This window comes from Arcicella lustrica, assembly GCF_034930985.1.
GTDB classification, from domain to species: domain Bacteria; phylum Bacteroidota; class Bacteroidia; order Cytophagales; family Spirosomataceae; genus Arcicella; species Arcicella lustrica.
The window spans coordinates 125864-150051 of the sequence record NZ_JAYGIM010000004.1; the positions used below are offsets into that span (position 1 = coordinate 125864).

Annotated in this window: 21 protein-coding genes; 6 read left to right on the forward strand and 15 right to left on the reverse strand. The window is 34.6% G+C overall.

Annotated features, from left to right (window positions below; translation table 11 throughout):
* The first annotated feature begins 29 nt into the window (after positions 1-29).
* From VB798_RS05980 to VB798_RS05995, 4 genes are all read left to right on the forward strand, one after another.
* On the forward strand, positions 30-1163 hold the full coding sequence (locus tag VB798_RS05980; protein WP_323256986.1) for a 5-(carboxyamino)imidazole ribonucleotide synthase: 1134 nt from the start codon (positions 30-32) through the stop codon (positions 1161-1163).
* Between the two features lie 254 nt (positions 1164-1417).
* On the forward strand, positions 1418-2398 hold the full coding sequence (locus VB798_RS05985; protein WP_323256988.1) for a DUF2167 domain-containing protein: 981 nt from the start codon (positions 1418-1420) through the stop codon (positions 2396-2398).
* A gap of 114 nt (positions 2399-2512) precedes the next feature.
* On the forward strand, positions 2513-2998 hold the full coding sequence (gene purE, locus VB798_RS05990; RefSeq protein ID WP_323256990.1) for a 5-(carboxyamino)imidazole ribonucleotide mutase: 486 nt from the start codon (positions 2513-2515) through the stop codon (positions 2996-2998).
* A 78-nt stretch (positions 2999-3076) separates the two neighbouring features.
* Entirely contained in the window at positions 3077-3775 is a 699-nt protein-coding gene (locus VB798_RS05995; RefSeq protein ID WP_323256992.1) for a LysM peptidoglycan-binding domain-containing protein, read from the forward strand.
* Positions 3776-4043: 268 nt separating this feature from the next.
* Here the strand turns inward: VB798_RS05995 and gpmI are convergent, their stop codons facing one another.
* The 5 genes from gpmI to eno form a co-directional block, all read right to left on the reverse strand.
* Positions 4044-5564 carry a 2,3-bisphosphoglycerate-independent phosphoglycerate mutase gene (gene gpmI / locus VB798_RS06000; RefSeq protein WP_323256994.1) on the reverse strand — a complete coding sequence of 507 codons (1521 nt, stop codon included), beginning with the start codon at positions 5562-5564 and terminating at the stop codon, positions 4044-4046.
* A gap of 194 nt (positions 5565-5758) precedes the next feature.
* Positions 5759-6361, reverse strand: a complete 603-nt coding sequence (locus VB798_RS06005) for a DUF1684 domain-containing protein (protein ID WP_323256996.1) — start codon at positions 6359-6361, stop codon at positions 5759-5761.
* Positions 6362-6859 carry a low molecular weight protein-tyrosine-phosphatase gene (locus tag VB798_RS06010; RefSeq protein ID WP_323256998.1) on the reverse strand — a complete coding sequence of 166 codons (498 nt, stop codon included), beginning with the start codon at positions 6857-6859 and terminating at the stop codon, positions 6362-6364.
* Positions 6860-6994: 135 nt separating this feature from the next.
* Positions 6995-7303: an FtsB family cell division protein gene (locus VB798_RS06015; protein ID WP_323257000.1), complete on the reverse strand. Its 309-nt coding sequence runs from the start codon at positions 7301-7303 to the stop codon at positions 6995-6997.
* A 112-nt stretch (positions 7304-7415) separates the two neighbouring features.
* Entirely contained in the window at positions 7416-8693 is a 1278-nt protein-coding gene (eno, locus tag VB798_RS06020; protein WP_323257002.1) for a phosphopyruvate hydratase, read from the reverse strand.
* Positions 8694-8919: 226 nt separating this feature from the next.
* Between eno and trxA the strand changes: the two genes are divergently transcribed.
* Positions 8920-9633 (forward strand): thioredoxin, encoded by a 714-nt coding sequence (trxA, locus tag VB798_RS06025; RefSeq protein WP_323257004.1) that lies wholly within the window; start codon positions 8920-8922, stop codon positions 9631-9633.
* Between the two features lie 238 nt (positions 9634-9871).
* Here trxA and VB798_RS06030 read toward each other — a convergent pair whose 3' ends face one another.
* Positions 9872-10405, reverse strand: coding sequence for an META domain-containing protein (locus tag VB798_RS06030; RefSeq protein WP_323257006.1), 534 nt, complete (start codon positions 10403-10405; stop codon positions 9872-9874).
* 98 nt (positions 10406-10503) lie between these two features.
* On the opposite strand from VB798_RS06030, the gene purN reads away from it, so the two are divergent.
* A complete protein-coding gene (gene purN, locus VB798_RS06035; protein WP_323257008.1) occupies positions 10504-11073 on the forward strand; it encodes a phosphoribosylglycinamide formyltransferase in 570 nt (189 codons plus the stop codon).
* Here purN and VB798_RS06040 read toward each other — a convergent pair whose 3' ends face one another.
* The 9 genes from VB798_RS06040 to VB798_RS06080 all read right to left on the reverse strand — a co-directional run bounded on the left by VB798_RS06040 (position 11074) and on the right by VB798_RS06080 (position 24146).
* Positions 11074-12102 carry a M28 family peptidase gene (locus VB798_RS06040; RefSeq protein WP_323257011.1) on the reverse strand — a complete coding sequence of 343 codons (1029 nt, stop codon included), beginning with the start codon at positions 12100-12102 and terminating at the stop codon, positions 11074-11076.
* A gap of 96 nt (positions 12103-12198) precedes the next feature.
* The gene (locus VB798_RS06045; protein ID WP_323257013.1) at positions 12199-13791 is read right to left on the reverse strand and encodes a M28 family peptidase; all 1593 of its coding nucleotides are present in this window, start codon (positions 13789-13791) and stop codon (positions 12199-12201) included.
* Between the two features lie 162 nt (positions 13792-13953).
* Positions 13954-15399, reverse strand: a complete 1446-nt coding sequence (locus VB798_RS06050; RefSeq protein WP_323257015.1) for a TolC family protein — start codon at positions 15397-15399, stop codon at positions 13954-13956.
* Between the two features lie 3 nt (positions 15400-15402).
* A complete protein-coding gene (locus VB798_RS06055) occupies positions 15403-18549 on the reverse strand; it encodes an efflux RND transporter permease subunit (protein WP_323257016.1) in 3147 nt (1048 codons plus the stop codon).
* Between the two features lie 85 nt (positions 18550-18634).
* On the reverse strand, positions 18635-19738 hold the full coding sequence (locus tag VB798_RS06060; protein ID WP_323257018.1) for an efflux RND transporter periplasmic adaptor subunit: 1104 nt from the start codon (positions 19736-19738) through the stop codon (positions 18635-18637).
* 307 nt (positions 19739-20045) lie between these two features.
* Positions 20046-20531, reverse strand: coding sequence for a hypothetical protein (locus VB798_RS06065; RefSeq protein ID WP_323257020.1), 486 nt, complete (start codon positions 20529-20531; stop codon positions 20046-20048).
* Between the two features lie 203 nt (positions 20532-20734).
* Entirely contained in the window at positions 20735-20998 is a 264-nt protein-coding gene (locus tag VB798_RS06070) for a DUF4834 family protein (RefSeq protein WP_323257022.1), read from the reverse strand.
* Positions 20999-21320: 322 nt separating this feature from the next.
* Positions 21321-22535 (reverse strand): phospho-N-acetylmuramoyl-pentapeptide-transferase, encoded by a 1215-nt coding sequence (gene mraY, locus VB798_RS06075; RefSeq protein WP_323257024.1) that lies wholly within the window; start codon positions 22533-22535, stop codon positions 21321-21323.
* Between the two features lie 150 nt (positions 22536-22685).
* A complete protein-coding gene (locus VB798_RS06080; protein ID WP_323257026.1) occupies positions 22686-24146 on the reverse strand; it encodes a UDP-N-acetylmuramoyl-L-alanyl-D-glutamate--2,6-diaminopimelate ligase in 1461 nt (486 codons plus the stop codon).
* Positions 24147-24188 lie beyond the last annotated feature (42 nt).

Below are 24188 nucleotides of genomic sequence, written 5' to 3' on the forward strand. Positions count from 1 at the left end.
ATAGCTCCAATCATTTACCCCGATAAAAAATGTTTTCTAAAAATTTCAAATTAGGCTTATTAGGTGGCGGACAATTAGGAAGAATGTTACTCCAAGCTGCTATCGATTTAGATATTCATGTAAAAGCGCTTGACCCAGACCCAGATGCGCCTTGTGCTAAAATTGCACCAGAATTTGTAGTGGGTTCTTTTCTTGATTATGATACTGTTTATCAATTCGGACAAGATTGTGAAGTAATTACTATCGAAATTGAAAACGTTAATTTAGAAGCTTTAAAGAAACTTCGTTCAGAAGGGAAAAAAGTATTTCCTCAACCAGAAGTATTAGAAATCATTCAAGATAAACGTATTCAAAAACAGTTTTACTTAGATAATAATCTTCCTACTTCTGATTTTATCTTGACCGATTCTGTAGAAGACATCAGTAAAAATCTTGATTTCTTACCTGCTTTCAACAAATTAGGAAAAGGTGGTTACGATGGCAGAGGAGTACAAAAATTAAGCTCAGAAATTGATTTGCCTTTAGCTTTTACCGAACCAAGTTTACTAGAAAAAGCGATTGATTTCGATAAAGAAATTGCAGTAATCGTTGCTAGAAATGAACATGGAGAAATCAAAACCTTCCCGACGGTAGAATGTGTGTTTCATCCTGTATATAATTTGGTGGAATATTTATTTGCACCAGCGGCTGTTAATGAAAGTATTCATGAAGAAGCCAAGCAAATTGCCATTGAAACAGCAGAAAAACTCGGTATCGTTGGATTATTAGCCGTAGAAATGTTTTTGACTAAAGAGGGTAAAATACTTATCAATGAAGTAGCACCACGTACACACAACAGCGGGCATCATACTATCAGAGCTAATCATACTTCACAATTCGAACAACATCTTAGAGCCGTTTTAGGCTTGCCGTTGGGTGATACTACAGCACATTCAAAAGCTGCAATGGTAAACTTATTAGGTGAAGATGGTTATACTGGTGAAGCAAAATATGTTGGTATGGACGAAGCTTTGGCAATATCAGGTGTTTATCCATTTTTATACGGTAAAAAAATCACCAAACCATTCCGCAAAATGGGACATGTAACGGTAGTTGATGAAAACTTAGATTCACTAAAAGAGAAAGTAAACATCGTAAAAGAAAAGTTAAAAGTAATTGCTTAAATCTTAGAGAAGATACTTTAATTTAACTATTTGATATGATTCAAACAGTTTATAAAATCCCCAAAATCATCTTAGAATTGATTTTGGGGATTTTTGCATTTTCACTGTTAATAGACTGATATTCATCTTAATTTCTTTCATTATCTGTAAAAACTCAATGCTCATTAGCTTCGACAAAAACCGTTTAATAAATTATTTTTTAGATTTCAATAATTAATTATATTTTTAAGTTTTACACATAAAACCAACCAAACATGAAAAAAACAGTAGCTCTACTCGTACTTATTCTCTCTTGTATTAATGTAGTTTCTGCACAGAAAGAGAAAGACGAAGAATTAGCCATGAAGGCTCAAATTGCTTATTTAGATTCAGTTGACCATGCTATGAAATTTGAACATGGCACCATTGTTCTAAAAAACTCCATTGCCAAAATCAACATTCCGGCAGGTTTTAAATTCTTAAATGCCGAACAAGCTAGTTTTGTAGTAACAGATATTTGGGGAAATCCACCACAAGAAGTACTTGGAATGATTTTGCCTGAAAATGCTAAAGTAACTGATGCGTCTAGCTATTCGTTCATTATTCAATGGGACGAAATGGGCTTTGTAAAAGATGACGATGCAGATGAAATTGATTATGATGACCTCCTCGCTGACATGCAAGAAGAAATAGAAACAGACAATGAAGAACGTAAAAAAGCAGGTTATGATAATATAAAGCTTGTTGGTTGGGCTGCCAAACCATTTTATGACAAAGAACATAAAATACTACATTGGGCGAAAGAAATTAAATTTGGCGATAGTCCAGACAATACGCTTAATTATAATGTTAGAATTTTAGGGAGAAAGGGAGTTTTAATATTGAATGCTGTTGCGGGAATGAATCAACTCCCGACGGTCAATAAAGACATTAGTAAAGTTTTAAATATTGTAGAATTTACGGATGGTAATAAATACAAAGACTTCGACCCAAGTGTAGATGTTGTAGCCGCTGTAGGTATTGGTGGTTTAGTAGCTGGAAAAGTATTAGCGAAATTAGGCTTTTTAGGACTTTTAGCTAAGTTTTTTGCGCCCTTGCTCAAGTTTGGGAAATTGGGTATTGTAGCAATTGGCGCAGGAGCTTCTGCTATCTGGCGTTTTATCACTGGTAAACGCAAAGAAGATGAACCAACAGCAACTCTTCTTGATGAAACACCAACGGAGCCATCAACAGACGAACCTTCTGAAAATGTTTAGTATATAAGCTTATTATATGTTTTAAAAGCCTCTAGTCAATTTGAAATAGAGGCTTTTTCGATTTTTAGCCCTAAATTTGTATTCATTTAACGCAATTTAATTAGTTAGTAGATAATGGTAGGAATCATCATGGGCAGTATTTCAGACATCAAAGTCATGCAAGAAGCTGCCGACGTTTGTAAACAATTTGGCGTAGCGTATGAAATAGACATCGTGTCGGCTCATAGAACACCTTTGAAAATGGTTGAATATGCAACATCTGCTCGTGAAAGAGGTGTAAAAGTAATTATTGCTGGTGCAGGCGGAGCAGCACATTTACCGGGTATGGTTGCTTCTATCACAACACTTCCAGTAATTGGAGTACCTGTAAAATCTTCTAACTCAATTGATGGATGGGATTCAGTACTTTCAATTTTACAAATGCCATCAGGCGTGCCAGTAGCCACAGTTGCATTGAATGGTGCTAAAAATGCGGGAATATTGGCAATTCAAATGTTGGGCATTGAAAATCAGGAAATTGCTACTAAATTGCAAAACTATAAAGCAGAACTTAGCGAAAAAGTTGCAGAAATGGTTACAGAATTGAAAGGAAATAAATAATAGTTTTAGAGATTTTTATAATTTTAATAATCGAAAACTGTTTTCTTTCTAAACAAACCTCACCAATCCTTACGAAATATGGAAGACTATCGTAATCCTCGCCCAGCAGAAGAAAATTCAAACATTCCCATGATTACCCTTTTGGTATTAGTGGCATTGGTAATTGCTTTGCTTTATGTTGGTTGGCAGTCGATGAGTGATGATACCACCAAAACTGAAGTTGTTCTAAGTACTCCACCCAAATCGGATGCGATGAAAGGGCAAGAAGATGCTGATCTCGTAACTGCCCCAACAACTGAAATGCCAGAAGAAGGTGCAGAAAAAGAAGATAAAAAAGCATCAACAACAGTTGATGAAGCAGAAAAGCAAGACAAAAAAGCTCAAGAAGAAAAAGTAGCAGAGAAGAAAAAAGAAGAAACCAAAAAGGTTGAAGAAGTAGCCAAAACTGAAAAGAAAACTACGGAAGCACCTTTAAAGGGAACAACCTTTGTACATACAGTACAAGCTGGAGAAACTTTTTATGGTATTGCGAATCGTTATCATATCAGTAAAGCTGCTTTACAAACACTTAATCCTGATGTAAAACCTGAAGGTATTAAAGTTGGCATTACTAAATTGAATGTAAAAGTAAAAGCGATTCATACAGTAGGTCCGGGTGATATTTTAAGAGTCGTTGCTCAGAAATATGGTGTTAGCAAACAGTCAATCATGGACGCTAATAAAAAGACAAAAGACATTACTGAAAGAGGCGAAAAATTGATTATTCCATTACCTTAAAATAGAAAAGCAAAAGCAAGAATCATCCCGATTTTTTTCTTAAAACTAGTTCTAGAGGTTTTTAGAGATTTTGTATTTATACTCGTCCTTACTTTTTGTCTTGATACAAAAAGTAACAAAAAAATCAAGAATTCCTAAACTCGCTCCGCTCAAACAGTAGGAATTCATTGCTCATCAAAACAATAAAAAGCGGTCGAAATTAGTTTTTCGACCGCTTTTTATTGTTTTGATAACTCATGTTTTATTTGTTCACTCACAACTCTACACTCTAAACTAAGCTTACACCAGTCATAATTGCTGGCTTTTCAACACCCATCAAATCTAAAATTGTTGGAGCAATATCACCTAATTTACCATTTTTGATTGCTTTTTTATCTTTGTCAATCAAAATACAAGGTACAAGGTTTAAGCTATGTTGTGTATTTGGTGAACCATCGTCATTAATCATATAATCAGCATTTCCGTGGTCAGCTAATACGATTACAGAATAACCATGTTCAACCCCAGCATTTACAACAGCTTCTAAAGATTGATCTACTGCTTCACAAGCCTCAACTACCGCTTGGAAATCGCCAGTATGACCAACCATATCAGGATTAGCAAAGTTCAAACAAACGAAATCAGCTTTTTCATCTACCAAAGCAGGTACCAAACTATCACGTACTTCATACACAGACATTTCTGGTTGTAAATCATAAGTAGCTACTTTCGGTGAATTACAAAGAATACGACTTTCGCCTTCAAATTCTTCATTACGACCGCCAGAGAAGAAGAAAGTAACGTGTGGATATTTCTCAGTTTCTGCAATTCTGATTTGTTTTTTACCAGCTTCAGATAATACTTCACCTAAAGTAGCAGGCAAGTTACTGTCATCAAAAATTACATTTACTCCGACAAACGATTTGTTGTAATTTGTTAAAGTATAGTACTGAATATCCAATTTCTTCATACCATTTTCAGGGAAATCTTGTTGCGTTAACGCTTTTGTGATTTCCTGCGGACGGTCTGTACGATAATTGAAACATAATACTACATCGCCTTCTGCAATCGTAGCAACTGGTACTCCATTTTCTGTTACTAAAAGTGGGTCGATAAACTCATCTGTTACACCCGCTTCATAAGATGCCGCAATGGAAGCCAAAACATCTTCTGTTTCAGTTCCGATTCCTTTTACCATTACATCGTAAGCCTTTTGGATACGTTCCCAACGGTTATCTCTGTCCATTGCATAATAACGACCCGTTACACTTGCAATTTTACCCACAGAAGTTGTTAAGAAAGAAGATAAATCTTCAATATACCCTTTGCCTGATTTAGGATCAGTATCACGTCCATCTGTAAAAGCATGGATATATACTTTATCTAAACCATTATCTTTCAAAACATTACACAATGCTTTTACGTGATTGATGTGTGCATGTACACCACCATCAGACACTAAACCCATCAAATGGAAAGGCTTATTATTATCTTTAGCATACTTAATCGCTTTCACTAAAACTGGTTCATGGCGAAGAGTATCTTGTTCAATCGCATCATTCAAACGTACCAAACTTTGTTTTACAGTACGACCAGCCCCTAAATTCATGTGCCCAACTTCTGAATTACCAAATTGTCCTTCTGGTAAACCTACTTCAGGACCAAATGTAACCAAAGTACTGTTTGGATTATTCGCCAGAATAGAATCATAAAATGGCGTTTTGGCTGCAATGATTGCCGAACGGTCTTCATAACCCTTCTGAGCTATTCCCCAACCGTCAAGGATAATTAAAATTACTTTTTTGTCCACGTGTATTGCTTGATTTGTTTTATTAGCGTTAGAAATTAGCTGTAAGCTTTGAGCAATGAGCTTTTAGTTTTTTATAATTTTTAAAATTCGATTAATCAAGTAACATACTGCAAATCAGAACTTTGAAACTTATCTTCAAACTATTCACAACTCATCACCGCTGCGGCGGACCGCTCACAATTCACCATTATCAATTAATGTTCTTTTCCGAAAGTTTTCTCTCCTGCTTCAATCAAAACCACTAAATGATTTTCTTTAGGAGGAATTGGACAGCTATAGCCATCACTAAAGGCACAATATGGATTATATGCTTTATTAAAGTCTAAAATTACGCTATCATTTTGAATATCGGTAGTTTCAAGCGCTAAATATCGTCCGCCGCCATAAGTATCTTTGCCATTTGTAGCATCTTTGAATGGAATGAATAAGTAATTTTTGTACTTCGGTATCGACATCAAATCCATACTTCGATAAACATTCAACTCAACATTTTGCCCTTGCAACTGAAAAGAGAGTACTCCATATTTATAATATTCTTTCTTTTTGCCAGACGATGTCATCATTTTAAATGGACTAACATTATCTGACTTTTTAAAAGTACAATTTACTTTGAAGCTTTCATCAGGTTCATAAAAGCGAAGAAATGCCAAATCCTCCTTTTTTAAAGGGCTATTACTACCACTTTCCAAAAACTCATTTTTATAATGTTCTCGATGTTTTACTATACTTTCTTGATAAGATTGCGCTGAAATCTCACTCGAAATTAATGTCAGTAATATTAAGATTAATCTTTTCATCTACAAATGATGTTTATCAATTAAGAAATCTAAAAAAGTATCCGCACAACGATTCACAATTTGATAAACTTCTTCAAAATTATCAGAATTTCCATAGTATGGATCAGGCACTTCCATTACTTTATTTTGAAGTACATTGTCAAATTTTCTGTACAAAAAGCAATTTTCTTCTGCTTGTTTAATGCCGATAGAACGTGCGCTGATGGTTTGAATATTTTCCATATTATAATTGTCCATCGCTACGATGTAGTCAAAAACAGAAAAATCTTCTCCAGAAAGCTTTCTACAATGATGAGTAAGTTCTAGCCCATGCGATTCTGCATTTTTACGAGTACGTGGGTCAGGTAAATCTCCGATATGATAAGCATGAGTAGCGGCAGAATCACACTGAATGACACGCTGTAAACCACGGGCTTTCACAGCTCTTCTAAAAGTTTCCTCCGCAATAGGCGAACGACAAATATTACCAGTACAAACAAATAAGATTTTTAACATCATTTTTTTTAACGATAACAATTCAGAGATTCATCCAAACTAAGAATTGTGTAAAATAAAGCTGGATTACAAATTTCACAAAAAAACCTGTAAAACGGCTTAGTAATACAGGCTCATTTGCTTTTATTTTGAAAAGATTTACTTCTCTAATGGCAGATTGTCTTCATCGACAATAACAAAAATCTCTTCATTGGGCTTTTTCATCAGATATTTTTCACGAGCAAACTTTTCAATCAAACTCGGACTTCCCATTACTTCTATTTTTTCTTTTTCTACTTCCTTTAATTTCTCAGCGTAATAAGCAGTTTCATCTTCTAATCTGCTTAATTCTCGGTACATTTTAATTTGAGTAAATACATTATTATCATCAAAACAAAACATCCAAACTACCAATACTGATAGTGTAAGTGTATAAAATCTATATTTTACTAAGAGTAATTTTTTCATAGCAATGGCAAGTGTTGCTTTTTAGATATACAAATATAAAGTATTTCAGCCCTAAAAAATAAAAGAGCCTTGCAAAAACTCTGCAAGGCTCTTTTAAATCTGTTATTTCCAATTAGAAATTCAATCCTGGGAAGTAAGCGTTTGCGCCTAATTCTTCTTCGATACGAAGTAATTGGTTGTATTTAGCCATACGGTCTGAACGAGAAGCCGAACCAGTTTTGATTTGACCTGTGTTCAATGCTACTGCTAAGTCAGCAATTGTAGCATCTTCAGTTTCACCTGAACGGTGAGACATGATGTTTTTGTATGAATTACGTTTCGCTAAGTTAATAGTGTCGATAGTTTCAGTTAAAGAACCAATTTGGTTTACTTTTACTAATACAGCGTTAGCAACACCTTGTTCGATACCCATTTGTAAACGTTTTACGTTTGTTACAAATAAATCGTCACCTACTAATTGAACTTTGCTACCAATCAATTTAGTTTGCTCTGCCCAACCAGCCCAGTCATCTTCAGCCATACCATCTTCGATAGAGATGATTGGATATTTATCAGCCCAAGTTTTCCAGTAAGCAGCCATTTCCATGTTGTTCAATTGCTTGCCATCTGATTTCTTGAATGTATAAAGACCAGTTTCTTCGTTATAGAATTCAGAAGCAGCAGCATCCATTGCGATGAAAATTTCTTCACCTGGTTTGTAACCTGCTTTTTCGATTGATTGTAAAACGATTTCGATTGCCTCTTCGTTAGATTTGATGTTTGGTGCAAAACCACCTTCATCACCTACGTTAGTTGAATATCCTTTAGATTTCAATACACCTTTCAAAGCATGGAAAACTTCAGTACCCATACGCAAAGCGTGCGAGAATGATTCAGCTTTAGCTGGCATTACCATGAATTCTTGGAAGTCGATAGAGTTATCAGCATGAGAACCACCGTTCAAGATATTCATCATTGGTACTGGCAAAGTGTTAGCATTAACACCACCAATATAACGATATAAAGACAAACCAGACTCTTGAGCTGCCGCTTTAGCTACTGCTAAAGAAACACCTAAGATAGCGTTTGCTCCTAAATTACCTTTGTTAGGCGTTCCGTCTAACTCAATCATCAAACGGTCAATCATATTTTGCTCAGAAACTTCTAAGCCCCACAATTCTTGAGCAATAGCAGTATTTACGTTTTCAACGGCTTTTAAAACACCTTTACCCACGTAAACGCTTTTATCCTCATCACGTAATTCAACGGCCTCGTGAATACCTGTTGAAGCTCCAGAAGGCACAGCGGCACGTCCAAAAGCACCATCTTCGGTACGGATATCTACTTCGATTGTTGGATTTCCACGAGAATCCAAAATTTGTCTTGCGTGTACATGTTGAATTGCACTCATTTTGCGTAAATTTTGTTTTTGGTTATAAACGGAGGGAATTTTTGTAAATTAGATAATACTCTCTCTTCTTCAAGTAAAATATTTATTCAATCTTTGAAAATCAAAACCATTTTCAAGTGAACTGAATACTTTATTCAAATTCTTGAAAACAAATTTAAGCCTTTTTTCAAGATTGCTTGTACTTTTCTAATACTTTCATAGTTACTTAATTTTAATACTAAAAATAATGAAAAATATTATTCGCACATTTATATTTTTTACCATACTTTCTACTGCAAATATAAGTAATTGCTTCTCACAAGTTTTGTCAACTGATGAATTTCAGAAAAAATATTCTGAAACAAGCAATGCACAGCTTTTAGACGTTCGTACTGCTGGAGAATTTGGCGGAGGTCATCTGACGAAAGCGCTGAATATTGATTATCGTAGTCCAGATTTCGTTCAAAAAATAAATACTTTAGATAAAACTAAACCTGTTTTCGTGTATTGTCTGTCTGGAGGAAGAAGCAAGGCAGCGGCTGAAGTATTGAAGCAAAATGGTTTTTCTTCGGTTTATGAATTACAAGGTGGTTATTTAAAATGGACAGCGAACAACTTACCTGTTGAAGGCTCAAAGGAAAATACCAATGCTAAAGGGTACTCTAAAACAGAAATTGAGACTATTTTGAAAGAAAATGATGTAGTCGTTTTAGACTTCTTTGCTTCTTGGTGTGGCCCTTGTATCAAAATGATGCCGACTGTAGATAAACTTACTCAGGAATTAACTGGGAAAGTGAAATTTGTAAAAGTAGATGCTGATGCCAGCAAGGCTGTGATAGAAAACTATAAAGTTGAAGAAATTCCAACCTTTATCATTTTCAAAAATGGAAAGCAAGTAAAGCGTTCAACTGGATATTTGGAAGAAAAGGCTTTACAGAAAATGATTACGAATCAACTTTGATCATGAGTCATCCCGAATTTTAAAATCACAAAAAAGCGGTCAAAAAACTAATTTTGACCGCTTTTTTGTGATTGATTAGCAATGAATTCCTACTGTTTGAGCGAAGCGAGTTTAGGAATTCTTGATTTTCTTTTGTTACTTTTCTTTCATCAAGGAAAGAAAAGTAAGGACTAGACAATAACCTTTCAAATTCTCCTTAACCTCACTATATAAAGAAAAAATTCGAGATGACTCGTATTTATCTTTTTCTTACAAAAAGCATCTCATCATTTGGAATTTTGATTCTTAATAAGAGATTCATTCCATCTTCAATTTTAACCTGTTCACTTGCCAGTAAACTATTAAAATACTTTAATTCAAAAGCCATTTCAGTTGGTGAACCTGCCATTTTGGTCTGCCCTAAACTTCCACTTGCCAAACCAGTCCAATCCCTCCAACTAGTACTTGTAGCTAGAGTCATACTTCCATTATAGGTATTAACAGCTGATTTTCCATTGATTGTTAAATCGTTGGCATTTTGGGCTGTATTACTACGAGCTATCTCCAAATCAACAGGAAACTTTGCTGTGCTTGTCTTCACTAACTCTTTTTCAATCACCAAACTATCTTCTTTGACATAACCGACAAAATTCCATTTTCCAACCATGATGTCACTCAGACTAGGAACTGGCGAACATCCGCACAAAGGCGTTGGGTCAAGTGTTACGCCACAAGCCCAAACAAGTGTTGTTAATAGAGCAACTGCTACAGTACGATAAATATTCTTTTTCATGATTTAGATATTTAAGTTGAAACAAAGACACCTAAAAGTTGGGCTAGGTTGTAATTCTATCCTTAAATTTGTTTGAAATTTGTTAAATCCAATCTGTTTTGTCTAAAAATATTGCCATTTTCGCTTCTGGTTCAGGCTCAAATGCCGAACGCATCGTTGAATACTTTTCAGATTCGAAAGAAATCAACGTAAAACTTTTTCTTTGTAATAATCCTGAAGCGGGTGTAATTCAAAGAGCCGAACGATTAAATATTCCTTTGGTAATGTTCAATCGTCAACAATTCAAGTCTGGTGAAGTAGTTGATATTCTGAAAGAAAACCACATCGACTGGGTAATTTTAGCGGGCTTTTTATGGCTTGTTCCTAAAAATGTAGTAGAAGCGTTTCCAAATAAAATTATCAATATTCATCCAGCACTTTTACCAAAATTTGGAGGAAAAGGCATGTACGGGCATTTTGTGCATGAAGCTGTGGTAGAAAACAAAGAAACAGAATCGGGTATTACTATTCATTTGGTTAACGAACATTACGACGAAGGCGCTATCATTTTCCAAGCTTCCTATCCAGTTTTGCCAACCGATACGCCTGAAGATGTTGCTAAAAAAGGACAAGTATTAGAACATAAACATTTTCCAGAAGTAATCGAAAAAGCAATTCTTGGGCAATAATTAATTCAATGTTCCTTCTCGATTGGCAATATCCCATGCGGTGTAAAATACCAATTGAGTTCTTTTTTTGAGTAATTCAAAATCTATTCTATCCACATCATCGGTAGATTGATGATAATCTGGATGTTCGCCATCGAAGTAAAAAATGATTGGAATACGATTTTTAGCAAAATTATAATGGTCTGAGCGATAGTATAATTGTTGTGGGTGCGATTCTGAATTATAGCTATAATCTAATTTCAGGTTTGTAAAAAGTGCATTATTACGTTCGCTCAGAGCATGCAATTCTTGAGAAATTTTATCTGAACCAATCAAATAAACATAGTTTTTTTGATTGGCATGGAGTTCGTCTATCCTTCCAATCATATCAATGTTCAAATCACAAATCGTATTTTTTAATGGAATAACGGGCTTTTCTGTATAATACTCTGAACCTAAAAGTCCATATTCTTCTCCTGCAAATGCGATAAACAAAATACTTCTTCTTGGACTTTTCCCTTGCTTTTTAGCTTCTGAAAATACTCTCGCCATTTCCATCATCGCTACTGTTCCAGAACCATCATCGTCAGCACCGTTGAATACTGTTCCATTTTTGGTGCCGATATGGTCGTAATGTGCAGAAATAACCAATACTTCCTCCTTTTTATCAGTTCCTTCCAAAAAGCCTATTACGTTTTCGGTAGCAATTACATTCTTTGCTCGGCTCATTTTATTGGTAGGATTCAACATAATACTATGTTGTCCTCCAAAATATTTTTTGATGTAAAACGACTGGAAAAATGAGGAATCAGAAGTATTCTGAGCAACAATTGCTTTCAGTCCATTTTCTTGAAAATACTTTGCCAGATACACAGCCGCAATTTTCTGTTCTTTTGAACCCGTCAGACGACCTCTTAAACTATCGCTTGCCAAAAAACTCAAGTGTTTTTCTAAGTTTTCAGTGGAAATTGTATCGGCGAAATAAGTAACCGTCTGTTTATCAGAAACAGCCGCAAAAAACGGAAGAAGTAAAAAGAAGTATTTTTTCATAAATGGATTAACAAATCTAGGCTTCAATCTGGAATATTTATTCACAAATTGAAGCCTAGATTTATCAGATTAACGTAAAATGACAGAAAGAGAAACCTATTTTTTATCTGAATCTACCACGATTCTCTTATCACGATTAGCAATATCCCAAGCTAAATAGAATACTAACTTGGCTCTTTTCTCCATTTTATCAAATTCTATTTTCTCAACATCGTCGGTCGGTTGGTGATAATCGTCGTGCACACCATTGAAGAAAAACGCTACTGGGATTTTATTTTTGGCAAAATTGTAATGGTCTGAACGATAATAGAAGCGATTTGGGTCGTTCGGGTCGTTGAAACGAAAATCTAAATCAATTGGATTATGCTTTGCATTTTGTTCAATCAAAGAAGCGTGCAATTCTGAAGAAAGTTTATCTGAACCAATCACATAAATATAATCACCTTTACCTTCATGTTCTTTGTCGGTTCTACCAACCATGTCGATATTAATGTCACAAACTGTACTTTCTAATGGAAAAACTGGATGTCTTACATAATATTCAGAACCCAACAAGCCTTTTTCTTCGCCAGTAACCGTCATGAAAAGCATACTTCTTCTTGGTTTATTTCCTGATTTTGCAGCTTCACTAAATGCTTGAGCTACTTCCAAAACCGAAACCGTTCCAGAACCATCATCATCAGCACCATTATAGATTTTCCCATCGGTTACTCCTACGTGGTCATAATGAGAAGTAACAATCACTAATTCATCTTTTTTATCCGTTCCTTCTAAATATCCTAATACGTTATAAGTTTCAACAGGCTGAACAGTTCTTTCAATTTTAATCTTTACAGATTGTTTCTCCAATTGATTAGCAACACTTTTAGTAATTGCCTTTTCTTTCAGATTACTTAATTCAGCAACAGTAGTATTGAATAAATCGGCTGCCATTGTTTGTCCAATCGTCAAAACTGCGAAATCTGAACTTTGTGGGTCTTTCTCTTCTGCAAAGTTAATTCTGGCATTTCCAAAACGCTTTAACATCGTTTGGCGTTGCTTAATTACTTTTTCAAATTCCTCAACACTTTGTTTTGAAATCAACAATAAAGCCTTCGCTCCTTTACTTTTGGCAGTTGCCATTTTTTCCTTCCATGCATCGCCTTTACTCCATTTCGACATTTCTGTATTCCCAGAAATCAAATAACTTCCATCGGCCAAACGTGGTTCTCCTTCAAAAGCGACTACGATTTTACCGTTTACTTTTGTGCTTTCGTAATCGTTCAAAGCTTTATCTTCAATCCCGTATCCTACAAAAACCGTTTCAAAGTTTTCTTCTTGTGGCATTGGCGAAATACTGTTAGCTATGAAATCTGATAAGTATTTGAATTCTTTATTCTTTGTTTTTAAGTAAAAATCGCCCCAACCACGTTTTACTAAATCTACCAATTGAAGATGCGATTTTCCATTTACGGGAGCTTTAAAGCCATAATTACTGAATTGTTTGGCAATATATTCTGCGGCTACTTTTTGTTCTGGCGAACCTGTGTCTCGTCCTTTTAGACTATCTGAAGCGATAAAAGTCAGGTGTTTTCTTAGGTCTTTTACCGTAATGGTTTTAGCATATTTTTCAGCGATTTTCTGAGCATTTGTCTGGAAAAAAGTAGCTGATAAACATAAGATGCTGATTAGAAGTGTATTTTTTTTCATGAAAGGTAATTTTAATTTATTGATGATACGAATTTAAGGAAATTATTTGGAAACATTTCCTTCGCTATTTTCTCAAAAATACCATTCACTTACATTTGTCGATGTTGTAAATGGGATTCTTCTTTTAAGGAAATATTCCTCTATGAAGAATCCCAAAACAATTTATCTCCAACCTCCGCCTAATGCTTTATAAATATTCACAACGGCATCGTATTGTTGTTTTTTCACATTTATCAATTCGATTCTGGCTTGTAAAGCATTGGTTTGAGTGATTAAAACTTCTAAGTAAGTGGCTCTACCAGTTTTAAATAAATCGGTAGAAGTAACGATAGATTCCGTTAAAATACTTACTTCTTGGCTCTTTAATTCCTGAATTAAATTAAGATTTTTAATGTTCGACATCTCATTATAAACCTCTGTATAAGCGCCAATGATACTTTTTTGATAATTATACAAAGCTTCTGTTTGAATGGCATTCGCCATGCCGAAATCTGCATTTAATCCTTTTCTGTTGATTACTGGAGCCGACAAACCACCTAAAAGATTGTAGGCGATTGACTGTGGAGAAACAACATAAGCTGGATTAAAGGTTTGGAATCCAACATTCGCATTGATATTTAATGAAGGATAAAAAGCCAAACGTGCCGCTTCAACATCTGCTTTGGCTGCCATTACTTCATACTCTGCTTTTTTCACATCTGGGCGATTTCTCAATAATTGTGTCGGAATTCCCATTCGGATTTGCGTTGGCAAAGGTTTGGTAAATTGCAATTTATCACGAAAAATAGGTTGCGGATACCTCGCTAACAAAAAGTTGATTTTATTTTCAATTTCAACAATCGATTGCAAAATTTCTACTTCTAAACTTCTTGTATTGAGAATTCTCGATTCAAATTGCTTCACCGCTAATTCGTTGGCATAACCAGCTTCTTTTTGCGCTTTAATAATTTGCAACTCATTCAATTGAAGATTTCTGGTTTCTTTGATAATATCTAATTCATTATCCAAAGCAATCAGGCTATAATAACTTGCTGAAATCTCAGAAATCAAATTAGTTATAATCCAGTTTTTACCTTCAACACTTGCTAAATAACGAGCAATGGCTGCCATTTTTTTATTGCGCAATTTACCCCAAATATCAACTTCCCAAGAACTTTGTAAGCCAATATTAAAATCAGGAAGATGTTCTGATATTTTTTGGTCGTCGGTAATATTATTTGAAAAATTGGTGTCGTAGTTTCCCACTCCATCCATCGTATATTTTCCAAATCTTTTTTGTCCGACCGAAACTCCAGCATTCACAAATGGTTTTCCTAACACTTTTGCAAAGTTGAGTTGCTGTTGCGCCATTTCAATTTTTTGCAAAGTCATTAACAAATCAATATTATTGGTCAAAGCTGTGTCAATCAAAGCAATCAGCGTTTCATCTGTAAAATAGCTTTTCCAATTAATCGCTGCATCGTTGGTTGAATCCTTTTTACTGTTATAAGATTCAGGCATTGTTTTCAACAAAGGCTGTTTGTAGGTTTTCAAGGGTTTACAATTCGTAAACATCAACGCCAAGAAAAGCCCAAAAGAGAGTAAATAATATTTTAGTTTAATCATCATTTTCTAATTAAGAATTAATTCTTCTTTCTTATTTTTCTTAGTTTTTTTCAGTGCCATTGTTGCAAAAATCACGTACAATCCGGGAATGATTATTACGCCAAATACTGTTCCGAAAAGCATACCGCCTGCTGCTGCCGAACCGATGGTTCTGTTACCGATAGCACCAGCACCAGATGCTGTCATCAAAGGAATTAGTCCTGCAATGAAGGCAAAAGAAGTCATTAAAATTGGTCTTAATCTTGATACTGCTCCTTCAATAGCGGCTTCAAGTGGAGTACGCCCTTCTTTTTGTTTTAAAATGGCAAACTCTACAATCAAAATGGCATTTTTACCCAATAAACCAATCAGCATGACAAGTGCTACTTGTGCATAAATGTTGTTCTGTAAACCTAAAACTAAGAGTAAAGCAAATGCTCCGAATATACCCGTTGGCAAAGAAAGAATTACTGGAATTGGCAATAAGAAGCTTTCGTACTGGGCAGCCAATAGAAGATAAACGAAGACCAAACAAATGATAAAAATATAAATAGCTTGGTCGCCTGATAAGATTTCATCTCTTGTCATCCCCGACCAATCATAAGTATATCCTTTAGGAAGTTTTTCTAAAGCTACTTCTTTGATGGCTTCAATGGCTTTACCACTACTAAAACCCGGAGCAGGTTCACCGTTAATCATCGCCGAAGTGTACATATTATAGCGAGTAAGCTGTTCTGGTCCGTAAACTCGTTCTACTCTGATAAAAGCAGAATAAGGGACCATTTCACCTTTATCATTTTTTACATACATTCTTAAAATATCATCTGGTTGCGCACGGTATTTTGGCAATGCCTGAATCATTACTTTATACATTTGTCCAAAACGAATAAAGTTTGTTGCATAGAAACTACCAATTAAAGACTGTAAATTATCCATTGCATTATTCACAGAAACTCCTTTTTGTGCAGCTTTATCGTTATCCACATTGATTAAATATTGTGGAAAACTCGCATCAAAACTGGTAAAAGCATTCTGAATTTCTGGACGTTTGTTCAATTCTTCAATAAAAGTTTCTGTTACTTTTTGAAGTTTTTGTAAATCACCACTACCTGTTCTGTCTTGTACTCTTAATTCAAAACCGCTGGCATTACCATAACCTGGTACTGCTGGCGGTGGGAAAAACTGAATACTTGCATCTTTGATATTTTTAGTTTTTTCTTTCAAAATCTCAACCACATCATCAACAGATTCTTTCCTTTCTTCCCAAGCTTTTAGGTTAATCATCCCCATCCCGAAAGAAGCTCCAGAACCATCTGTCAACAAACTAAAACCTGATAAAGTAGAAATTGATTCTACTGCTTCTATTTCAGTTGTTGCTTTCTGAATTTCATCCATTACGGCTTCCGTTCTTTCAACTGTTGAACCTGACGGAGTAGTTACGTTAGCATAAACTGTACCTTGGTCTTCGGTTGGAATAAAGCCAGAAGGTAAAAAGATATTTGTACCCCAAGTAGCGACAATAAAGAAAATTAACATCAAGAAAGTAACAACTCTTCTATTAGCAATCGAACCTAATAATGATTTGTATCCATCTGACAAACCATCATATTTCTTATTGAATTGGTCAAAAAATCTGCTTACCAAGGTTGCTTTTTTAGGCTTCCCATGATTGTTTTTCAACATAATGGCACAAAGTGCTGGCGTTAATGTCAAGGCATTTACTCCAGAAATCACGATGGCAATCGCCATGGTAATAGAGAACTGCCGATAGAAAACCCCAACTGGGCCAGATAGAAATGCAACAGGAATAAACACGGCTGTCATTACCAAAGTAATCGCTACAATAGCTCCGCTGATTTCGTTCATAGATGAAATCGTTGCTTCTCTGGCATCCAGATGTTCTGTTTCCATTTTTGCGTGTACTGCTTCCACAACAACAATGGCATTATCCACTACAATCCCGATAGCTAATACTAATGCGAAAAGGGTTAATAAGTTAATCGAAAACCCGAAAATCTGCATAAAGAAGAAAGTACCAATCAAAGAAACAGGTACTGCTAATGCAGGAATCAAAGTAGAGCGGAAATCTTGTAAGAAAATAAATACAACCAAAGCCACCAAAATAAAGGCTTCAATAAGGGTTTTGATTACTTCGTGAATAGAGGCATCCAAGAAACGAGAAACGTCATAACTGATATTGTAGTCCATTCCGGGAGGGAAAGTTGCTACTTTTAACTCAGCCATTCTTTTCTTTACATTTGCAATTACTTGACTCGCATTTGAACCCGGTCTTTGTTTCAAGATAATCGCCGCAGACGGTTTTCCATTTTCTTTAGAAAGTACGTCATAATCAAGCGAGCCAAATTCTATATCAGCAACTTCTTTTAAACGAAGTATTTCTCCGTTAGGATTAGCCTTGATGATTACATTTTCATACTGTTCAATTTTGGTGTATTTACCTGTGTAACGTAATACATACTGTAAAGACTGTGCTTTTCTACCAGAGCTTTCTCCAATTTTTCCGGGTGCAGCTTCAACGTTTTGGCTTCTTAGGGCATTCATGATGTCTTCTGCCGAAACATTATAGGCTGTCATTCTATCTGGTTTTAACCACACACGCATAGAATATTCACGTTGCCCCATGATGTCGGCAAAACCTACTCCATCAATTCTTTTTAATTCTGCAAGAATGTTAATGTCAGTAAAATTGTACAGGAATTTCTCATCCGCAGTAGTATCACTCGTCATGATGTTTAGGTACATCAACATACTGTTTACTTCTTTTTCGGTAGAAACCCCCGCTTTAATTACTTCTTCGGGTAATTCATCCAAAACTGTTGAAACCCTGTTCTGCACGTTTACAGCCGCTAAATCTGGGTCTGTTCCTACTTGAAAATATACTTGTACGATACTTGTTCCATCATTACCTGAAACGGATGTCATATAAGTCATTCCGGGAACACCATTGATGGCACGCTCTAAAGGTGTAACTACTGCTTTGGCACATACTTCGGCATTGGCACCTGTATATTTTGTTGTAACCGTTACTGCTGGTGGAGCAATATCTGGGAACTGTGTAACGGGCAGTTGTGTCATTGCTAAAAGCCCTAATAATAGAATTATCAGGGAAATTACGATTGACAGCACTGGCCTATTGATGAATGTTGTAAACATATTTTTTCGTCTTTGGATTGATGAAAGATATTTAATCGAAACATTTCAATACTGATAATGTCGATTACAGCTTGAAAGATGATGATTACTTATTTCTTAAATCATCAATAATTTTTGTCATCGAAATCATTTCTGGAATGACTTTCATGCCATCTTTCACATTCTGAATACCTTCATAAATAATTCTATCACTTGTTGTAACGCCTGATTCTATGACATACAAATGTGGGATTCTCAACCTTGGTACTATGCTTCTGGTTTGTATTTTATTGTCTTTATCCAACACATACACAAAAATCTTATCTTGAATTTCAAAAGTTGATTTCTGCGGAATCACTAACGCACCTTTTACATTATTTTTAATTCTTACTTTACCGCTTGAACCATGTTTTAATATTTTTTCAGGATTTGAAAAACGAGCTCTAAAAGCAATGCTTCCTGTATTTTTATCAAACTCTCCCTCAATCGTTTCAATATTTCCTTTATAATTATGTGTTTCGTTATTCGCCAAAATTAGAGACACTTCGCTTTTTGCAGATTCTCTGATGGTTTTAGCAAACTCTAAATATTCTTTTTCAGATACATTGAAGTAAGCAAATACTTCTTGGTTGTCTGAAATTGTGGTTAGTAATGTTCCTTCGTCGATTAAACTTCCTATTTTGTTCGGAATTCTATCAACAATGCCATCAAATGGTGCTTTGATTTCAGTAAATGATAATTTTAATTTAGCACTTGTTTCATGCGACTGTGCTTCTTCAATTCTGGCATTCAAAGCATCTAATTTTGCTTTTGCCATTTCATATTCTGTTTTAGAAACTACATTTTTATCAACCAACAATTTCACATTTTGCAGATTCAATTCTGCTGCTTTTGCTTCTGCAATAGCACTTTTTAGCAATGCTTTTGCCTTCAAGATTTCTTCTTTATATTCTTGACTACTGATGCTAAATAATATTTGTCCTTGCTTTACAAATTTCCCTTCGTCCACATAAATTTTTTCGATATAACCTTTTACTCTCGCACGAATTTCTACATTCTTGATAGCGTTGATGTCTGACACATAATCATTATTGTACTCTGTATCAATGACGATTGGGTTAGTCGTCGGAAATTCTTCTTGTTTTTCTTTACTGTCTTTGTTTGTTGAACATGCCGTCATCAATAAAACAGCACTGAAGCATGTAAGCATGAATACTTTTTTCATTACATAAATAAATTAAGTGAATAAATACATTTGGGTAAATAGAGTGCTTTAGGCAAAACCCAATAAAGTCTTCCTCACTAAAAAGAGTGAGATGTTTTATCAAAAATCAATACGCTATCAGGAAACTTTTCTAGGAGTTTCTGAGATACTGAATAAATTTTCAGTTTTACAATACATTAAGATTTTACGGATCAAAATCTTTCAAAAAAGAATAGCCATAGCGATAAATCTTCGTAAGGAACGAAGGCTCTATCAATCATTAACACAAATTTTTAAGAAAGTTTTTGGAATACTAAGCCACTAAAAAAAGGGAGTATTCTGGGGGTGGTGAGTGGAATAAAATAATGACGTCGAGGTAATGAGCATCTTTGTAGATGAAATTACTTTTCGTCTCATGAAGATTATTAATATCAAATATAAAAGTATCAGCTGGGCTAAAGATATTACCTATACAAGCTGTTCTGTTACGTTTTGAAGTCTTTGTTTTTTTTTGAACTTGTTGTTGTTCGTCATCATCCAAATCAGAATCATCAAAACCCAAAATGAGGTTTTCTAATGAGAAAAAATAAGCATGATTACGTAAGGCTTTTAATGACTTGTATCGCTTTGATGAGTTATTATTGTTTTGGCATGAAAAGCCATTCATTTTAGAGAAATCCTTAGAAGATAATATCGAATTGTTATTTAAAATAACGCTATGTTCATCAACAAAAAAACTTAGATTAGTACTATTTTTACTCGCAGATATTGGATTTGTTTTGATGAAGAAAAGTATCAAAAATGTGCATTTAATGCAAAAAAGAATATGTTTTGGGCTTAATTCCACAAAAAGTACAAATTCACGTTTAACAAAAATACAATTTTTATCATGAAATCAAAATTTTTAAACTTGATTTTAGACAAATCAGAAGAATAATGATACGAATACCCCTGTTTGTTATAAGATGATAAAATTCATCAACATAAGTGTAGCGAAGAGGTTTATTTTACCTCTTCATAATCTATATATTCACCTCCATTGAAGTTTTCAGTTCCTTTTCCTTTTTTAGTAGGTACATAATCAACGTCAATTTGTCCTTCTCTTTTATTTTTATGATTAGACGAATGTTGAGTACGTTGTTGTTGCTGAAAGTCTTGCTGTGCTTTATTGATTTGAGAAACCACAAATCCTCTAAAAGCCCATTTTAACAAACTTGGAAAAATGAATATGATAAATAAAATGATGAGGATGATCTTGATTAACATGATATGCTATGATTTACTAAAAAGATAAAATTAAATAAGTATTTCAACTTACCATTTATGTGTACGTCATCTCAATACAAAACAAACTTAATGTAATCTCGCTAATTTGCTGTACTGCATTGGTAAGCTTGATTGACTAAACTTCACAAATTAATAACGTCAAAATTACAAATTAGTTTTTTGTCTCATTATAAAATCTGGAAAGTTTTTACGAATGGTCGTATATTCATGTGAATTAAGAAAAACGTTTATTATTAGGTTAAAAACAAAAAACACTTTCGGTTTGCCGAAAGTGTTTTTTGGGAAACCAGTTCTTTAAATGCTATCGTAATTTCAAAGTTACTACTGATATTACGACTAAAAGAATACAGATAATCCAGAAACGGGTTACCAATTTCGCTTCATGGTAGCCTTTTTTCTGAAAATGGTGATGCAATGGTGACATCAGGAAAATCCTTCGCCCTTCGCCAAACTTCTTTTTTGTATATTTAAAATAACTCACTTGCATAATTACAGAGAGTAATTCTATCAAGAAAATACCACAAAGCACAGGAATCAACAATTCTTTTCTGATTACAATGGCCAAAGTAGCGATGATTCCACCTAACATTAAGCTACCAGTATCGCCCATAAATACTTGTGCTGGAAATGAATTGTACCATAAAAAACCAATACAAGCCCCGACAAAGGCGGCACAAAAAACAGCTAACTCTCCTGAATTAGGAATAAACATTACATTCAAGTATTGTGAAAATACTTTATTTCCAGAAACGTAAGCTAATACTGCTAAACCGATTCCGATAATCATTGAAGTTCCTGCGGCTAATCCATCAATGCCATCTGTAATATTAGCTCCGTTCGATACCGCCGTAATGATAAAAATCACTGCAATTACATAAACTACCCAAGTATATTCATCTAATCCTAAAAAGTCTGGAATCAAATAACTATAATCAAATTGGTTGTTTTTCAAGAAAGGTACAGTTGAAATCAGAGCTTTTGAATCGGTAAATTTTTGTACTTCTCCAATGTTCGAAGCAATCTTAGCTTTTTCGTAAAAACGTACTTTAATGCCATCGTTAAACCACATCGTAAGTCCTACAATTAAACCTAAACCAATCTGACCAACAATTTTGAATTTACCCGAAAGTCCTTCTTTATTCTTTTTGAATACTTTAATATAATCATCAATAAAACCTACAGCACCTAACCAAACTGCTGTTACTAATAATAAGATGATATAAATATTATCGAGCTTGGCAAACAAAAGTGTAGGCACAATTAATGAAAGCAAAATGATGAATCCTCCCATTGTTGGAGTTCCCTTTTTTTGCATTTGTCCTTCTAAACCTAAATCTCTGATGGCTTCGCCAATTTGTAATTTTCTGAGTAAGTTGATAACTGTTTTTCCCCATATCGCCGCAATTCCTAAAGAGGTAATTACCGCTGCAAAAGCACGGAAAGTGATGTATTGAAACAAACCCGCTCCAGGAAAATTGAAGTGTTTGTCTAAATAATCAAATAAATAATAAAGCATAATAATTTGGTTAGAATGATGGCGAAAAATTATGAGGACAGACTCAAATAGCTTTTAAAAAATAAACACAGAAGCAAATTTACTAATGTTATTGAGTTTTAAAGCAATATTCAGTTGCTAATCCTTTATCTCTTTTGTTGAAAACTTTTGTTAGTTCGCAAAAGCTTCTTTCAATACTAATCTATCATCAAAATCGTGTTTCACTCCTTGTATGTCCTGATAAGTTTCATGTCCTTTCCCAGCTACTAAAATAATATCTCCTGCTTGTGCCAAAGTATTTACTGCATAAAAAATGGCTTCTTTTCTATCTTCAATCGTTTTAGTTTTCTTGAAATCAATCGGCGGAACTCCTTTTTGCATTTGTGCTAAAATCTCCATTGGGTCTTCCTTTCTTGGATTATCAGAAGTCAAGATTACTTTGTTAGATAAATTACAAGCAATTTTTGCCATGATTGGTCGCTTGGTAGCATCTCTGTTTCCTCCACAACCTACTACAGTAATTATTTGTTGGTCATCTCCTTTAATTTGCTTGATAGTTTTCAACACATTTTCTAGCGCATCTGGCGTATGAGCATAATCTACAATGCCTATTTTTCTGTCTTTAATAGAAACGATTTGTTCAAACCTTCCCGGTGCGGTTTTCAAACCAGACATTTCAACCAATACTTCGTCTGGGTCTTCGCCCAATAAAGTAGCTGCACCATAAATTGCCATTAAATTATAAGCATTGAAAGTACCGATAAGCTGGAAATGTATTTCTCGTCCATCTATTTCCATTTGCAAGCCATAAATACTATCTGAAACGATTCTGCCTTTTACTGTAGCAAGCGTTTCTAAAGAGTACGTTTTGATACTTGCTTTGGTATTTTGAACCATTACCGAACCACGACGGTCATCTACATTGATTAATGCAAAAGCTGTTTTGGGTAAAGCATCAAAAAAGCCTTTTTTGGCTTTGATATAATTATCGAATGTTCCGTGGAAATCGAGATGGTCGTGCGTAATATTCGAGAAAATTGCTCCTGCAAAAGTTACTCCTGTAATACGATGTTGCACCACTGAATGAGAACTTACTTCCATAAAAGCGTGAGTACAGCCAGCTTGAATCATCTCTGCCAAAAGTTTATTCAAACTTACAGCATCGGGCGTGGTATGTGTTGATGGAATTACTTCTTCATCAATCTGATTTTGAACAGTTGAAATCAAACCACAACGATAACCTAATTGACGAAACAAACGGAATAATAACATTACGGTTGTCGTCTTTCCATTAGTTCCTGTGATGCCAACTAATTTTAATTTCGCTGAAGGATTACCATAAAATGTAGAAGCTACATAACCCAATGTTTCTGAAGCATCTTTTACTTGGATATAAGTAATGTTTTCTGCTTGTACTTCAGGTAAATCTTCACAAAGAATTGATTTCGCTCCCAATCCAATTGCTTTTTCAATAAAAGTATGTCCATCTACTTGTGTTCCTTTTAAAGCAACAAACATTGACCCTTCTGTCACCACACGAGAATCAATAATAATAGAGGATACTTCTACTGACGAATCACCAATGATGGTAATCGTTTGAATATTTTTAAGAAGATTGGACAGGATTTGCATAATAAATATTTAAAAGGAATTTTATTTTTAATCAGTACGAGT

Bases quoted from the DNA above. Each gene is read 5' to 3' on its own strand.
- VB798_RS05985 (WP_323256988.1), top strand. From the start codon at position 1,418: ATGAAAAAAACAGTAGCTCTACTCGTACTTATTCTCTCTTGTATTAAT.
- VB798_RS06070 (WP_323257022.1), bottom strand. From the start codon at position 20,998: ATGTTAATCAAGATCATCCTCATCATTTTATTTATCATATTCATTTTT.
- VB798_RS06015 (WP_323257000.1), bottom strand. From the start codon at position 7,303: ATGAAAAAATTACTCTTAGTAAAATATAGATTTTATACACTTACACTA.
- VB798_RS05995 (WP_323256992.1), top strand. From the start codon at position 3,077: ATGGAAGACTATCGTAATCCTCGCCCAGCAGAAGAAAATTCAAACATT.
- purE (WP_323256990.1), top strand. From the start codon at position 2,513: ATGGTAGGAATCATCATGGGCAGTATTTCAGACATCAAAGTCATGCAA.
- VB798_RS06040 (WP_323257011.1), bottom strand. From the start codon at position 12,102: ATGAAAAAATACTTCTTTTTACTTCTTCCGTTTTTTGCGGCTGTTTCT.
- VB798_RS06080 (WP_323257026.1), bottom strand. From the start codon at position 24,146: ATGCAAATCCTGTCCAATCTTCTTAAAAATATTCAAACGATTACCATC.
- VB798_RS06045 (WP_323257013.1), bottom strand. From the start codon at position 13,791: ATGAAAAAAAATACACTTCTAATCAGCATCTTATGTTTATCAGCTACT.
- VB798_RS06010 (WP_323256998.1), bottom strand. From the start codon at position 6,859: ATGATGTTAAAAATCTTATTTGTTTGTACTGGTAATATTTGTCGTTCG.
- VB798_RS06055 (WP_323257016.1), bottom strand. From the start codon at position 18,549: ATGTTTACAACATTCATCAATAGGCCAGTGCTGTCAATCGTAATTTCC.
- eno (WP_323257002.1), bottom strand. From the start codon at position 8,693: ATGAGTGCAATTCAACATGTACACGCAAGACAAATTTTGGATTCTCGT.
- mraY (WP_323257024.1), bottom strand. From the start codon at position 22,535: ATGCTTTATTATTTATTTGATTATTTAGACAAACACTTCAATTTTCCT.
- VB798_RS06005 (WP_323256996.1), bottom strand. From the start codon at position 6,361: ATGAAAAGATTAATCTTAATATTACTGACATTAATTTCGAGTGAGATT.
- VB798_RS06050 (WP_323257015.1), bottom strand. From the start codon at position 15,399: ATGATGATTAAACTAAAATATTATTTACTCTCTTTTGGGCTTTTCTTG.
- VB798_RS05980 (WP_323256986.1), top strand. From the start codon at position 30: ATGTTTTCTAAAAATTTCAAATTAGGCTTATTAGGTGGCGGACAATTA.
- VB798_RS06030 (WP_323257006.1), bottom strand. From the start codon at position 10,405: ATGAAAAAGAATATTTATCGTACTGTAGCAGTTGCTCTATTAACAACA.
- trxA (WP_323257004.1), top strand. From the start codon at position 8,920: ATGAAAAATATTATTCGCACATTTATATTTTTTACCATACTTTCTACT.
- VB798_RS06060 (WP_323257018.1), bottom strand. From the start codon at position 19,738: ATGCTTACATGCTTCAGTGCTGTTTTATTGATGACGGCATGTTCAACA.